The 12,816-nt window shown below is 40.4% G+C and carries 15 protein-coding genes; all 15 read right to left on the minus strand.

Going from position 1 to position 12,816, the window contains the following annotated elements; genetic code table 11:
- Positions 1-39: 39 nt before the first annotated feature.
- Complete coding sequence (locus AC2CZC_RS17830) at positions 40-2,970, minus strand: M14 family metallopeptidase (protein ID WP_063362289.1); 2,931 nt, start codon at positions 2,968-2,970, stop codon at positions 40-42.
- 205 nt (positions 2,971-3,175) lie between these two features.
- Positions 3,176-3,547: a DUF2237 family protein gene (locus tag AC2CZC_RS17835; RefSeq protein ID WP_063362290.1), complete on the minus strand. Its 372-nt coding sequence runs from the start codon at positions 3,545-3,547 to the stop codon at positions 3,176-3,178.
- Between the two features lie 224 nt (positions 3,548-3,771).
- Positions 3,772-5,406: a methyl-accepting chemotaxis protein gene (locus AC2CZC_RS17840; RefSeq protein ID WP_063362291.1), complete on the minus strand. Its 1,635-nt coding sequence runs from the start codon at positions 5,404-5,406 to the stop codon at positions 3,772-3,774.
- Between the two features lie 408 nt (positions 5,407-5,814).
- Positions 5,815-6,021 (minus strand): hypothetical protein, encoded by a 207-nt coding sequence (locus AC2CZC_RS17845; protein ID WP_484582829.1) that lies wholly within the window; start codon positions 6,019-6,021, stop codon positions 5,815-5,817.
- Between the two features lie 55 nt (positions 6,022-6,076).
- On the minus strand, positions 6,077-6,715 hold the full coding sequence (locus AC2CZC_RS17850; protein WP_484582830.1) for a hypothetical protein: 639 nt from the start codon (positions 6,713-6,715) through the stop codon (positions 6,077-6,079).
- A 61-nt stretch (positions 6,716-6,776) separates the two neighbouring features.
- Positions 6,777-7,484: a hypothetical protein gene (locus AC2CZC_RS17855; RefSeq protein ID WP_484582831.1), complete on the minus strand. Its 708-nt coding sequence runs from the start codon at positions 7,482-7,484 to the stop codon at positions 6,777-6,779.
- Between the two features lie 81 nt (positions 7,485-7,565).
- Complete coding sequence (locus AC2CZC_RS17860) at positions 7,566-8,042, minus strand: hypothetical protein (RefSeq protein ID WP_484582832.1); 477 nt, start codon at positions 8,040-8,042, stop codon at positions 7,566-7,568.
- A 48-nt stretch (positions 8,043-8,090) separates the two neighbouring features.
- Positions 8,091-8,486: a hypothetical protein gene (locus AC2CZC_RS17865; protein ID WP_484582833.1), complete on the minus strand. Its 396-nt coding sequence runs from the start codon at positions 8,484-8,486 to the stop codon at positions 8,091-8,093.
- Positions 8,487-8,521: 35 nt separating this feature from the next.
- Positions 8,522-8,776: a hypothetical protein gene (locus AC2CZC_RS17870; protein ID WP_484582834.1), complete on the minus strand. Its 255-nt coding sequence runs from the start codon at positions 8,774-8,776 to the stop codon at positions 8,522-8,524.
- A 61-nt stretch (positions 8,777-8,837) separates the two neighbouring features.
- Positions 8,838-9,731, minus strand: coding sequence for a DNA/RNA non-specific endonuclease (locus AC2CZC_RS17875; protein ID WP_484582835.1), 894 nt, complete (start codon positions 9,729-9,731; stop codon positions 8,838-8,840).
- Between the two features lie 150 nt (positions 9,732-9,881).
- Positions 9,882-10,439 carry a hypothetical protein gene (locus AC2CZC_RS17880; RefSeq protein WP_484582836.1) on the minus strand — a complete coding sequence of 186 codons (558 nt, stop codon included), beginning with the start codon at positions 10,437-10,439 and terminating at the stop codon, positions 9,882-9,884.
- Positions 10,440-10,464: 25 nt separating this feature from the next.
- The gene (locus AC2CZC_RS17885; RefSeq protein WP_484582837.1) at positions 10,465-11,028 is read right to left on the minus strand and encodes a hypothetical protein; all 564 of its coding nucleotides are present in this window, start codon (positions 11,026-11,028) and stop codon (positions 10,465-10,467) included.
- Between the two features lie 21 nt (positions 11,029-11,049).
- Positions 11,050-11,724: a hypothetical protein gene (locus AC2CZC_RS17890; RefSeq protein ID WP_484582838.1), complete on the minus strand. Its 675-nt coding sequence runs from the start codon at positions 11,722-11,724 to the stop codon at positions 11,050-11,052.
- 204 nt (positions 11,725-11,928) lie between these two features.
- The gene (locus AC2CZC_RS17895; protein WP_484582839.1) at positions 11,929-12,339 is read right to left on the minus strand and encodes a GNAT family N-acetyltransferase; all 411 of its coding nucleotides are present in this window, start codon (positions 12,337-12,339) and stop codon (positions 11,929-11,931) included.
- A 110-nt stretch (positions 12,340-12,449) separates the two neighbouring features.
- Positions 12,450-12,797, minus strand: a complete 348-nt coding sequence (locus AC2CZC_RS17900; RefSeq protein WP_484582840.1) for a VOC family protein — start codon at positions 12,795-12,797, stop codon at positions 12,450-12,452.
- Positions 12,798-12,816 lie beyond the last annotated feature (19 nt).

Here is a 12,816-nt window from a genome sequence, read left to right on the forward strand (position 1 = left end):
CATGAAGGGGCAAACACCTTCATGGTTGAGTCTGTACGTTTAAAGCTTAGTTATTGGCGTGTGCGCACCAAGTCCCGAGCCATAAACAATGGCATTCAGCAGCAATCGATTAGTGGCAAGTGTAGAGCCCCTAAATACCGGTTGACCAGAGAATAAAATGATTTGCCCGTTGCCTTTTCGCTCACGAGTCAAATAGGCTGAGTTAGCAAGGCGTTTACTGGCCTCAGGCCATAACAAGCCACTCATACGTAGTGTCAGCTCTTGCTTTTGGGGTAACGTCGCCCAGCCCACTTTACGCGAAACGGGTTTATCTTTTGCCTCTTTGACGTGTTTTTTCCACGCACTGGCATCCATTTCTTGATAGCTACCAAACCTTACCGCGGTTTCAACGCGTCCTTTACTCATCAAGATAGGATCTCTTGCTGTTAAAACAGGGATCACAGGCGGCGCACCAAAAGTAAGCCAATGTTTTTGATCCGTTCTTGCAGCGACAATCGCGCCAGACGTTCTAAATTGAGCAAGCCACTCATCTTGCTTTTTCAGCTGCTTTTCCGACAGCGGCTTTGCTTTAACATCCCAAGGATAATTGACTGTATCTACCGCGTTATGCTGCCAAATATTGCTGATTTCTGGGTAGCTGTCTTGCTGTGCCAACCATTCTCTTTGCAATGCGATGTCGTATTGCTCAATCTCTTTAAATGCGTCTTTTATCTCCCGCACTTGGCTTAACTTTGCTTTCGGGTTGGTCAACTGAGGAACAGAGCCATCAATCGCAATGAGTGTGCCGCCGGACTCAACCCAATTGTTGATAGCAGATAATTCGCTCTTTCCTAATTTACTGCGCCAAGTTGAAGGTAAAACGAGCGTGTTGTATCGCCTTAAATCTGTCCAATTAAAGTGATTACTATCAATATGTGAGTGGCGAATACCTAAGTTGCTGTCTATGCTGTGCCAAATTGCACCAAAGTCCAGTGAGCTTACGCCGCTGCCATGTAAAATCGCAATTCTCGGTTGCGCCAATACTTTAAAGTGAGAGCCACCAAAATCAGGTAAATCACCTTCTCCGTGCCCACCAGCAACTGCGTGCGCAGTAACATGCATTTCTTTGGCTGTTTTTTCGACTACCGCATCTAAATCACCTGTGAAAAACTCATTGTCATAACGCGAAACAATAATGGAACCACGGCTGATATTCACATCATCCAGCACAGTTTCTTTATCAATAATGCGTGTTGTCACGCCGCGCTCCATCAGCCGTGCTGCAAAGCCAACAGATGCATCATCTTGACCGTCAATGACGTACGCCAAAGCGTTCTCTTTTTTAATGATTGGCGGGCGCTGCTCAGGGGCTTCATAAGGGCGAATATCTTCGCTAATGTCTTCTTTAACAGTCAGTGCTTCAAGGCCGTACATCATGGAGATATTCCACGCTGTCGCGTCATACATCAAGCTTGAACCATTTCGCAATAAGCGCTGACGCTCTTCAACTAATACCTCATCTGTAATTTTTGCGTCAAACTCCAGCATGGCTGACACCAACCGACCTTGCGATTGGCGATTACGGATCAGTAGCGTGCCAACTGGCAGTTCTGTTTTAACTTGCTCACCGAGCTGGTTTTTAGCCTTGCTCACTTTAATCGGCTTAGTGCTTTGGTGAAGTTCAAACCCTTGCAGCTGCATTAAATTGACAAACTTGGCCATACGCTGATGGTTTTTAGTTGGTAAAATAGCAAAAGTTTGATCTGCAAACGGGCTGTCTTTTGAAATGAGTTGACGCTTGTCTTTGACAAAATCTCGATAAATATCTTTGGAGTGTTTTGCTAAGGTTTTAATGTTAGCAATGCTACTAACCAGTTGCTTATCAACCCCTTCTGCATAACTCACTATACGACCATTAGGCTGCATCACGCCGTCTTCTTTGATCCGTGCTTGCTCGTAAAGAATATGAATGGTGCCTCTAAAAGCAGCATAACTCGAATAGCCTGGATATAAGTTTTCTAGCCACTCACCCATATAATAAGGCCAGTTTTCTTTATCTAGCGCATCAGCTTGGTCTTGTTCAAACACTGTGCCCCATTTTCTGATATGTGATGAAAGATTTTTGTTTACCGGCTCTCTTGCCAAACCAAATAAATATGAATCCATCGATCCCATTTCATGGGCATCTATCATTAACTGCGGATTCCATTCATTGATAGAGCGAACAATACCCTGCGTCTCTGGGTGCACACCCAGTGTAAAGTCACGGTTTAAATCAAAAAAGTAGTGATTGCTTCTGCCAGTTGCCCATGCATCTGTATGTAATGTGGACTGCGTGTCAACATTCGGGGCAACGCCACGACGCTGTTGAAGCTGCTTGGTAAAGCGTGCACGACCGTCTGGGTTCATCAAGGGGTCAATAATGATCACGCTTTTATCTAGTAACGTTTCAATATCTTGCTCTTGCGATGCAATGAGTTGATATATGGCGGCAAGTGCCGCGTCACTGCCCGATGCCTCATTGCCATGAATGGTATAAGCCAACCACGATACCGCAGGTAGACGATCAATAATACGCTTTTCTTCAGAGCTGGATAGATTGACCGGGTTTGCAAGTCGCGCTAAGTCTGACTTGATTTGATCAGTGTTAGCCAAGTTTTTTGCTGACGAGATAACCACATAATGTAAAGGTCGCCCTTCATGAGATTGCGCATATTCAACGACTTGCATTCTGTCACTGACTTTTTGCCATGCCGCCAGAGCCTCTGTAATTTGAGCCGGTGTTGCAGCCCGTTGCCCAACAGGGAAACCTAATATACTTTCGGGTGTGGGAATAGACGAGCTCAACTTGCCTTCAACTAAGGGTTTGTTGTAATTAAGCCCTTGTAGCTCGGTTGGTAAGCGCGTGACGCCATCAGCTGCGATGGCACTCATTGCCAAAGTGCTTGCAATGGCAATAGACAATGCCTTATATGAATTGCGCATATACATTGTTGATTTCCTTATTATTGTAATAAAAAAGCGGCTGACCTATTTTTAAACTGTCAGCTTTTTAGACACTATCACTGGCTATTTTTGCGGTCAAACAGTGGACGATAAAGCGAAGAAATATAAGACAAAACTCGGTCTTGATAGCAAGCGTTTTAAGAACTGGTACATACCTACCAGTTCAAACCATCATTTGCGGTGGATGGATTTAGTCAACGCTAAACTCTTTCAATACGTCTAAATCCACATACTCCAAGACTTTTTCATGCGTTGCACTGAGCTTAACTGGTGGTGCAAACCCCGCTATATACGCTTCTTTCCATCTAAGGGCACATAAACACCAGCCGTCACCTGGCTTTAAACCCGGAAACTGATACTGAGGCGCTGGCGTACTTAAATCATTGCCTCTTGCTTTGGTAAATGCCAAAAACTCTGCAGTGACGATTGCACACACCACATGTGTACCATGGTCCATGTCATTCGTATTACAAAACCCATCTCGCATAAATCCGGTTAACGGATCAATACAGCATACCTCAAGGTCTCCACCCAATACATTTTTCGCTTTCTCTAGCACCATTATTTCGACTCCATTTAATTCGATGATCAATCATGAAAAATAAATGGTGGTACGAGGTACAACTAAATAGGGATTACTTTTTCTGGGATTAAAACCTGCTTTGTTCAATATAAATAGTACGCTAAATCTAATGTCGTTATTGAGCAGTGTTTTGATAGGAATGGAGCAAGAGAGCACAAGCATTTATTATGCATGCGCTCTCTTCAAAAGTTTAAAGCAACACACTACCCCAACTTAAAACCGCCGACTGCCTCGCGCAGCTTTTTAGCACTGGCCATGGTTTTATCAGCTACCTCTTCGTTTTCCACAGCTGTATCAAAGTTATGGCGTGTGCCTTCTGACATTTGCGTCAGATTACCACTTATGTCCTCTGTTACCTTACTCTGCTGCTCTGTTGCCGTGGCTGTTTGCACTGCAACATCCGATACACGTGCTGATGCTTGGGCAATTTTATCCAAGGACTCCAAAGTCTGAGAAGAGCACTCCACCGTTGAACTCGTTGACTCATTGCCTTTTTCAATCGACGATACCGCCTGCTCGACGCCCTGTTGTAAGTTCGAGATCATTTCTTGAATATTTTCAGTTGATTGCTGTGTTTTACTGGCAAGCGTGCGTACTTCATCAGCAACCACTGCAAAGCCTCGGCCCTGTTCCCCCGCTCTTGCAGCCTCAATGGCCGCATTTAACGCCAGTAGATTGGTTTGCTCTGCAATACCGCGTATAACATCTAAAACCGACGTTATATTTGTTGAATCTTCGGCAACTTTAGAGATTGTGTCTGACGCATGTGCAACTACCTCTGATAACTGGGTTATTTGACTCACCGTCTGGTTAGTCACGCTTGTTCCTTCGTCTGTTAGCTCATTCACATGTGATAAATCTTGCGCAGTCAGGCTGGCATTTTTTGCCACCTCTTTAATTGCATAAGACATTTCATTCACAGCAGTAACAATCACTTCAATGGCTTGTAGTTGATTAGAGCACGTATCGTGAATATCTTTAGAACCCCGCTCCAGAGACTCCACCCCTTTAACAACTGACATAGACTCATCAACAATGGTGCGTATTAGCTCTGATAGACCTGCAACAAACTTATCAAATTCATTAGCCACATCGCCTAATTCATCATCGCGGTCTGAGTTAATGCGCTTGGTTAAGTCCCCGTCACCATGACTCATCTCTTTTAGCTGCTTTGCCAAATCATTGAGCGCATTAGCCATTTTTTTAGGCGCTATCACCCCAATGGCAATAATAATCGCAACGACTATGACACTGATCACCCAAATCACGGTCAAAGTGCTGTTTACTTCACTGATAGATTGGTTACTCACCTCGCCACTTATCCTATCGGCGGCCTCACCTGCCAAATTAAAATACTCCCTAAGGCTGTTAAAGCTTTGTGTTGCTACCCCTTCACTTTGGATTATGGCTGCGCTTTTATCACCTTGGCGAATTAAATCAAACACCTTTTGAGAGTCACTGAGCCAAGTCCTGTACTGGTTATCAAAACCCCGAAGCGGTGAGAGCGCACTGGGGTAATCTTGCATTAACTCACGGTATTTGTTCATGCGATCAAGCGCTTGCTGGGCATTTTCTTGATAATCAGCATATAAGCTGTTGTAGCTGCTATCCAAGTTGGTGCTGTACAAGGTGTGCTGCTCTGCTGATAACGCTTGGTATAAATCTCTATCCGCATTGATAACAGCAGATATTGCGGGGTTAAACTTGTTACCAACTTCATTGAGGCTTTTTTCTGTTTTAGATATAAGAAATAGATTGATAGATACAACTGCGATAAAAAACACAGAGATGGCAAAAAACAATGATGAGTATTTGACTTGCAGGCTTTTGAAGTTCATCTAAATTCACTATTTGCTTGTTACTTATTACAAATATAGTTAGAAATAGCGAGTTTTCAGGGGAAATTGGTGTCTAGTTTTTTTAACCAACAAGCATACAGCTTAATTAACCATGCAACTAAGTTTGGTATTTTAGCAAAAAATCCTTAGGTTAACATTCAACTCTCTCACGCCTCTGGTTCATTATCACATTTTTTAGTTGCGATATTAAACCCATGAATTTCACCCACAAAAAAGCCCGACCTTAAAAAATAGATCGGGCTATAAATTCTGATTCTTTAAACGAAAAAAATCCGCTTAAATAAACTAGGCGGATTTCTTCAACATGGCTAGTAGCTATTTATTGGGGTGTTTGCAAATTCTAATATGATTTTGCAGCTATAGAGCGGCCTCTACGCATCCCAATAATTAAATTTTTAGCTCTAAAATTTCAGGGCAAAGAGTTGTCCAATGTGAAAATGGGATCTTTTCATAAGGGTCATAACTAGACATATCTTCTCTCTTCGCAGAATTGTACATAGCCAAGTACGATTTTGCTTCTTCGGCCTTCTCACAACGAAATCGATTTACGTAAGCTTGTATTTCAAAAAAGTTATACTGACTTTCAGTTTTCATATACTTTCCTTAGTTCTGTTTTTGAATTAGTGACGATTCGCGTATTCGAACATACCTATTTGGCGCTGGCTTTTTCTGTTTTTACCGCTTCTGGAAATGCTTTGGAAGCCATGGCGCTTAATACAACGAGCCATGATAATGTTAATGTACACAATAAATCACACAATTGAGTATTGTTCGTTACTCGTCCAACACCATAGCCAAGCGCATCATTATCAAGATTAACGAGGTTAAATTCTGCACTCATTGGATCACCATGAACAAGGTGGTTGAAGGTATCTATAGTATCTTGCAGCCCTTCGTCTCCCTCCCCACGCATATTCTTCAGCATTTTTTTCAGAGATGGTCGCTTGCCATGACGCCAACCATCCTCCCATTCATTGAGAGCAGAGGGGTTCTCAACAAGGTAAGAGATAATGCCTGTCCTCTCAATGAGAGGGCGTACTAATACAGCAGCTGAAAACAAATGCCCCTGCCTAATTAGCTCCCGAATACTGAGCACCAAATTAAAACCTTGAGGGATTATTTGCGTAGCTGCTTTTTGCAAACGTGTTAAGTTGTTTCGATGTGTATAGGTAGCTACATCCGAATTAAGCTCTAGCGAAGCCACTATCGTAGTGTCAAGAATCATTAACGACTTTAACCCTAAATAAGGCTCGTTTTCATGTGTAAAAATCACTGGCCCTGTCATCATACTCCTCCGAGCTTCCCAATTGATTAGATTAACGCTTTCCAATGTAAAAAAGCCGATTGAATTAGCGGCTTTGCGTTAAATTGACATTAAAAATTTCACCTTCGGGTGCTGTACTTTTTAATGTTTCTAAGTCTGTGGTTTTAATCGTTTCATTTTTGCTTTTAAGAAGTTCTTTTAATGTCAGCTCAAACTTTTTTTCTGATAGTTCATAGCGTTTATTCGCAAGCTCTAAGTTTGCTTGAGCGGTTTTTACTGTTTGAATAGCTACCAACACTGAAATTCCGGCTAACAAGAATGAGAATAACGACATATATCTCGTCATTGAATTATGCCGTTGAGTGTCATTATGGCGCTTTTCAGCGTCTTGGTGTGCTTGCACTTTTAAATAAATATCAAGCCCTTTTCCAGTTAAATAAAAACTAGTAATTTGCACGTTATGGAACTTATCTTTCTGGTTTAAGTGCATTAAATTTCTAGTAGACTTGCCAATATAGCCCTCTTTTTCAAGAAACTCTGTAATATCAGTTAAAACATTATTTCTGTGAGAAGGTTTATCCGTTCGTGCGCCAAAATTTTCTCGCCCAACTAATCTAACGAACTCACGAGATGATTTAAAAACGTCAACTAGCTCTCTAGTATTTATACCCCGTTCTGCCAAAATTAGTTTGCTTTCGACTAAAGCAGGTATCACTTTCTCAATTGGGCATAAGAAGTAAGTTCCATTATCTTTGGTATCTTGCTCTTCTACTCCTAACTCTTCTTGGTCCATAGCGTTCTATTGAAGTCCTTGTAAAGATTTTCTGAAATGTCTTTCTAATTAATAGGAGTTACGTTTTCCAATATAGCTAATTCAACAGCTTAGGCGGGTTTCTTCGTCAAATAGGTCAAAATCATAAGCTATCTGAATAAACAGATCCGCTAAAGTGTAGTCACCTGGTTCATGTTTCCATTTGGGATCACTTAACGTGTCAATACCTTGTTCTAAGCCATCAGTCATATCGCTAAACGCATTTTTGGCCTTGATATAGATATCTTTTAATTCATGCACTTCTGGCTCGTAACGCAGGTTATGGGCAAGCTTATTTCTCATTTTGTTGATTGCTTTTAGAACGGACAGCTGAGCTTGAGTAATAATCTCCATTTTGAAGCACAATTCAATCAAACTAGAAAACATCATATTGTCAGAGAATTCGCCTACACCACTATGCACCTTTGATACTTTCCTTTTCAGTAAAGACTCTATTACCAAGTGGCCTGTTAAGTACGCAGTTAGGAAATCAGAGTTTTCACATTTGTCATAAAGATAATCAGCTAAACTAAGATCCATATTCACCACCCTTATTCCAATATTTGAAAACGTATATTCTATGCTTTATTAGCTATCTAACCTGTCTTTTGGTATTGTCTTTTCAACCAATTCGATGACTTCTCCCGCCAAAGTCAACTTATTTTGGGGATCTCTTTCACTTTCTAGTTCTTTAAGTTTAAAAATTATTGACTTAAATTCCGCATGCTTATCTTTATCTACAAAAAACTTAGAATTAAGTAACGTTCTTTGGATTGTTATATTTTCAGATAATTTAAACCCATCATGTTCCTGACGAAGGGAAATTAACAATTGATGCAGCGCGTTAGCAACATCCAATCTGTTTTGCATGAAAGTAGCACTCTTTTGTATATCTTTGACTTTTTTTGCATAAAAAGCTGAAAAAGCCGCACCGATTGCAGAAATACAAGCGAATATTAGTGAAATTGTTTCTTTATCCATCATTTAACCTTCCTTATTTAAGTACGTATTTCAACATCTTACTTAGATATTACAACAGCCACGATTGCTGTTACTGCACTAACTACGGAGGCAATCGAAGATGTTAGCGCCACTATCCAGAGCTTCGACTCTCTAACACTCCGCTCTGCATCTAGCACACGCTTTTGAAGCTCAGAATCATCAGCTCTTCGATGACGTCCTGACGCGCTTTGTGTAATCGGCCCACCTTGGATGTCGATCCCAAGTTCTTCAGCTCGTTTCTCCAGAGCTTCACCTTGTAACAATTTAGCCATTATTGCTCCGTTCATATTTTTTTTTCCGATTTCCAATATTCTTTTCCGTGGTTTCTGTTGCCTATCCATTTTGTAATTTTTTCACAATGGCTTCCACCATTTCTTGTCCAGTTATATTTTCTTCCTGGATGGACTCGTCAGGATCAAGCGTTAAGTTATAGAGCCCTTTAATGACATCTTCTAACTCCTTTCCATAAGCATCCGCTTTGTTTAACTTATTTTCCAACACTTGTTTTTCGGTTGTTACTGAATTTATGGTGTTATCTTTTATCTCTCTTAAAGTAATTTCAGAATTCACTGTCCCTGATTTTGTATGTGTGTCATTCAGATAAAGTGCACCTTGCCCAAACTCGTTAGTTTTCCATCGAAATTTACCGGTTTCCCATTCAACTTCTCCATCAAATTCTCCTTTTTCTGGCTTGGGGTTGTGTGTGTACTTTGCTATTTGATAATTGCCAACGTCTGTACCAGTATTAATTGTTTTTAAATCTTTGACCGTTTTTGTAGCCTTTGCGCCCTCTTTCAGCGCTTTGACGTAATCATCTTCATATTCAGTTCTCTGTGTCATGTTAGCATCCCGGGTCATTGGTACCCAGTTTTTGGATTCCCCTGGCCCGCCAGCAGCATTAGCCCATAGGTGGCATCGCTCTACAGCTACCCGATAATCATTTTTCATTTGTTGATGTAATTCTTTATATCCGTTAGCATCGCCCCCCGTTTTAATACCCTCTCCATATAAATAATAATTGCTCGCCCAAGTACCACTAGCAATGCCTCGTGTTTGATGTTTTGTTGGATTGAAAAAATTAACCGGACCAATCATCGGCATCCTATGGAATGCCAGAGGACCAAAATCAGAATTATGTGCATTAATATTAGTGTCGTCTTTACCGGTGTTAATCTTACTCCTTATCTTTTCTTCAGCGTTTTTTCTTAGATTGTCGGCCGTTTGCATTATTCTACTCCATCACGTTAAAAGGTTGAGTTTAATAAACGGAACAGTTGTCACTTTTGTGAATTTCGATTCCAGTACACCTGGCCGCCGTAGGGCGTTATTTAACCGAAAACGGATGCTTTCATTATCAATTGTTTCCAATATCGCACTTTAGCTCTGCAATCCTTTTGACTCTAACTCTTTAATACAACATTCCAGATTACCAGCAATCTTCTTAAACACTCTGGGAAAGTAATAAGCTAGCTCTGTAAAGCCTGGTGAATCACTCATTGGTCCACCGTGATATTTTCGCATATGCTCTAAAATACTGGCTTGATCATCTTCAGTTAATTGATCAAAAGGGTTTTCACTGCTGTAGTCATGGTAATTTGATAAATGTATAAAAGAACATCCAAATTTGTAAACTGAGCGCGTCCATCCATTCAGCTCATTTGATAATTCAACCATATCTCTGTCAGTCACCTTTGCTACTTTCCCTTTTGCCGTTAATACTGTCCAAACCTCCCCATCAAGGGTTTGCTTTACAAGCCTTTCCAACTCATCCTGCTCGGAAATATTAAGCAAATAAATAGCTCGGACCATTGAGTCTAGTTCTTGTCGTAGGATTGAAACCACTATGCCGTGCAGACCCTGCACTTTATTAATCGCTTCTTTATGCTCTGCAGAACGCTTTCTCAGTATTGAACAAAATCTCTTAATCGAAGCCATATGATTTCCTTACGTTTATTCTAACTTAGCTTATCGTGTTATCAACCTGACTTATATGAAATGGCCCTTTTCCTGCACGCATATTAGCCTCGTTAAAAGTCCCTGATCCGTCAGGGAAAGCGTAACTTGACGAAAAGTTATTAAGTATATGAGCAAGATTAGCCAAATCCTCCTTTGATTCTGGCATCTCAATCCATATAGATGTAACCCCCTTGTTAGAAGGCTTTTGCACTACAAATTCAAATTCAGAAATGCTTTCCATTAGCTTTTCATGTGCGCCGAATGTATGAACGGCACCTCTAGACTCTTTATCTATAGTCACGCTTAGCGCGTATGCATAACTAACTTTTGAGAAGTCTTCATCATCTTGTTCGACCATTTCATCACTAAGAGTGAGAGTGTATTTTCCGCTTTTAAATAAATCTCCATGATCACTCTGAATTGACTTAATTAATGCGGTAGGCGAGCTAAAGGAGTACTCAAAATGTTCATCTATCTTACTTACATAAGACAAAGAGATAACAGTGCCGACTACTGCCGATGTTGCCCATTCCTTTAATTTACGCAAGCTTAATTTTTTCTTTTTCATTGTTAAATTGCTCCAATTAATTTAATGCCCTGTTACTTTAATTCTTGAGTAAACGCTATTTATCGCATCTGATATATGCAATAAATTACCGTTATACTTGTCTGTTACCACTTGTCTCGATGCGTAACCAAATAAATCAGCAACAACACCATGATCAACATTTTTAGCCAAATGAATGATTAACGAATCTTCAAATGTTTTTGCAGTGGCCCAATGAAGACCCGCTTTTTTTAGTAGCGTATTTATTTTGCTTCTTAGGTTTGTAGGTTGTTTGTTTACACCACTTTTAACGGGTCGCTCGCTCATTGCGAACTCATTAAGACGATCATTAAGTAAAGCTGGCGCATACTCGCTAAAACCTCTATAAGTATTCAAATTGTGCCTGTAATTTTCTGGCAGTTTTTGCAGTTCGTACCAACTTAGATACTGCTCAAGCGCTTGGCAAAATGTGTCAGGCACTTCAATAATGCGTTCTTTTTTGTTTCGACTGTAGGCCGCAGGTAAAACCCATTTGCGATATACATCACCCTTATCGTTCATCAATTGATGCAGCCGCAGTAAATTATGCTCTGTGATCGACAGCGGAACATATGCAAGCTGACTAATTAGATATCTATCTTTAAGCTCATATTTACCAGTACACGCTTTATTTAAAAGCGCATCTATGTCGTTGTCAGTGAATATTTTCCGTATCATTTTTATAATTGCATAACTTAAATATTACTTAATGCAATATAGATTAAACCATCAAAGTGCAATAACAAGGCTGCTATGACAATAAATTGGGTGGAGTATTGGAATACTCCTTCTTTAATCATGGAATGAAAATCGCAAAAATACACCTCAGTTTTTAATACAAAGAAGGCAAATATTCAAAGGGAAGCACATACTCCCCACAAATCATTTCGCTTGATAAAACTTTTTGGTCATACCTTGGCTTTTTGGTGCCACCAAGCGGTAGCCTAGTTTTTCATAAAATTTTGGTTCATCAGCGATCATGGATACATACGAGCCTTCAAGTGCAACCCATGTTAGGTATCTATCAATATATTCCATCACTTCTCGGCCTAAGCCTTGCCCTTGATATTGTGGGTCAACTGCAACATCTACAATTTCAAAATTACATGCGCCATCGCCCACAACTCGGCCCATACCGATGAGCTCACCATCGTGGCGAATAGACACACCATATAACGTATTCGGCAAGCCAATTTCAGCTGCTTTTAAAGTTTTCGCTGACAAGCCAGCCGTCACGCGCATATCACAGTATTCTTGGGGCGTAGGTACATGTTCTTCAATTGTATAATTCATAATCACTCCTAGGTAAAACTCATATGATTATACATGTAACTGTATAAATATACAGCATAATGATTTATTTAACTACGTGATGAAAAACGCTGTTTAGCACACCAGATAAATTACCTATTCAGCTCAGTAATATGCCACATTTCACCTGATGGCCCCCAAAGGTAGATGATTTTACCCCATCTCTCTTCTTTGATAGGTTCATACCTTATATCTATGTTTTTTACTTTTTGGATGTAATTCAGAGCGGCTTGAATATCAGGCACACTGAGTTGAAACATCAAACCCGCGTCAAAATTTATTTCAGCAGCTTGATACAAAAAGAACGTACATGTGCCATTGCTAATCACACTCATGTCTTCATTGGCATCGTCACTGATAAAACCTAACGCCTCATAAAAGGCTTTCGACACAGCTAACTCTTTTACCGGAATAAATGGACGTATATCCTTTGATTTCATACTTTTCCTTTATAAAGCG

It is taken from the genome of Pseudoalteromonas sp. MMG033, assembly GCF_057197785.1.

Bases quoted from the DNA above. Each gene is read 5' to 3' on its own strand.
- AC2CZC_RS17830 (WP_063362289.1), bottom strand. From the start codon at position 2,970: ATGTATATGCGCAATTCATATAAGGCATTGTCTATTGCCATTGCAAGC.
- AC2CZC_RS17835 (WP_063362290.1), bottom strand. From the start codon at position 3,547: ATGGTGCTAGAGAAAGCGAAAAATGTATTGGGTGGAGACCTTGAGGTA.
- AC2CZC_RS17840 (WP_063362291.1), bottom strand. From the start codon at position 5,406: ATGAACTTCAAAAGCCTGCAAGTCAAATACTCATCATTGTTTTTTGCC.
- AC2CZC_RS17845 (WP_484582829.1), bottom strand. From the start codon at position 6,021: ATGAAAACTGAAAGTCAGTATAACTTTTTTGAAATACAAGCTTACGTA.
- AC2CZC_RS17850 (WP_484582830.1), bottom strand. From the start codon at position 6,715: ATGATGACAGGGCCAGTGATTTTTACACATGAAAACGAGCCTTATTTA.
- AC2CZC_RS17855 (WP_484582831.1), bottom strand. From the start codon at position 7,484: ATGGACCAAGAAGAGTTAGGAGTAGAAGAGCAAGATACCAAAGATAAT.
- AC2CZC_RS17860 (WP_484582832.1), bottom strand. From the start codon at position 8,042: ATGGATCTTAGTTTAGCTGATTATCTTTATGACAAATGTGAAAACTCT.
- AC2CZC_RS17865 (WP_484582833.1), bottom strand. From the start codon at position 8,486: ATGATGGATAAAGAAACAATTTCACTAATATTCGCTTGTATTTCTGCA.
- AC2CZC_RS17870 (WP_484582834.1), bottom strand. From the start codon at position 8,776: ATGGCTAAATTGTTACAAGGTGAAGCTCTGGAGAAACGAGCTGAAGAA.
- AC2CZC_RS17875 (WP_484582835.1), bottom strand. From the start codon at position 9,731: ATGCAAACGGCCGACAATCTAAGAAAAAACGCTGAAGAAAAGATAAGG.
- AC2CZC_RS17880 (WP_484582836.1), bottom strand. From the start codon at position 10,439: ATGGCTTCGATTAAGAGATTTTGTTCAATACTGAGAAAGCGTTCTGCA.
- AC2CZC_RS17885 (WP_484582837.1), bottom strand. From the start codon at position 11,028: ATGAAAAAGAAAAAATTAAGCTTGCGTAAATTAAAGGAATGGGCAACA.
- AC2CZC_RS17890 (WP_484582838.1), bottom strand. From the start codon at position 11,724: ATGATACGGAAAATATTCACTGACAACGACATAGATGCGCTTTTAAAT.
- AC2CZC_RS17895 (WP_484582839.1), bottom strand. From the start codon at position 12,339: ATGAATTATACAATTGAAGAACATGTACCTACGCCCCAAGAATACTGT.
- AC2CZC_RS17900 (WP_484582840.1), bottom strand. From the start codon at position 12,797: ATGAAATCAAAGGATATACGTCCATTTATTCCGGTAAAAGAGTTAGCT.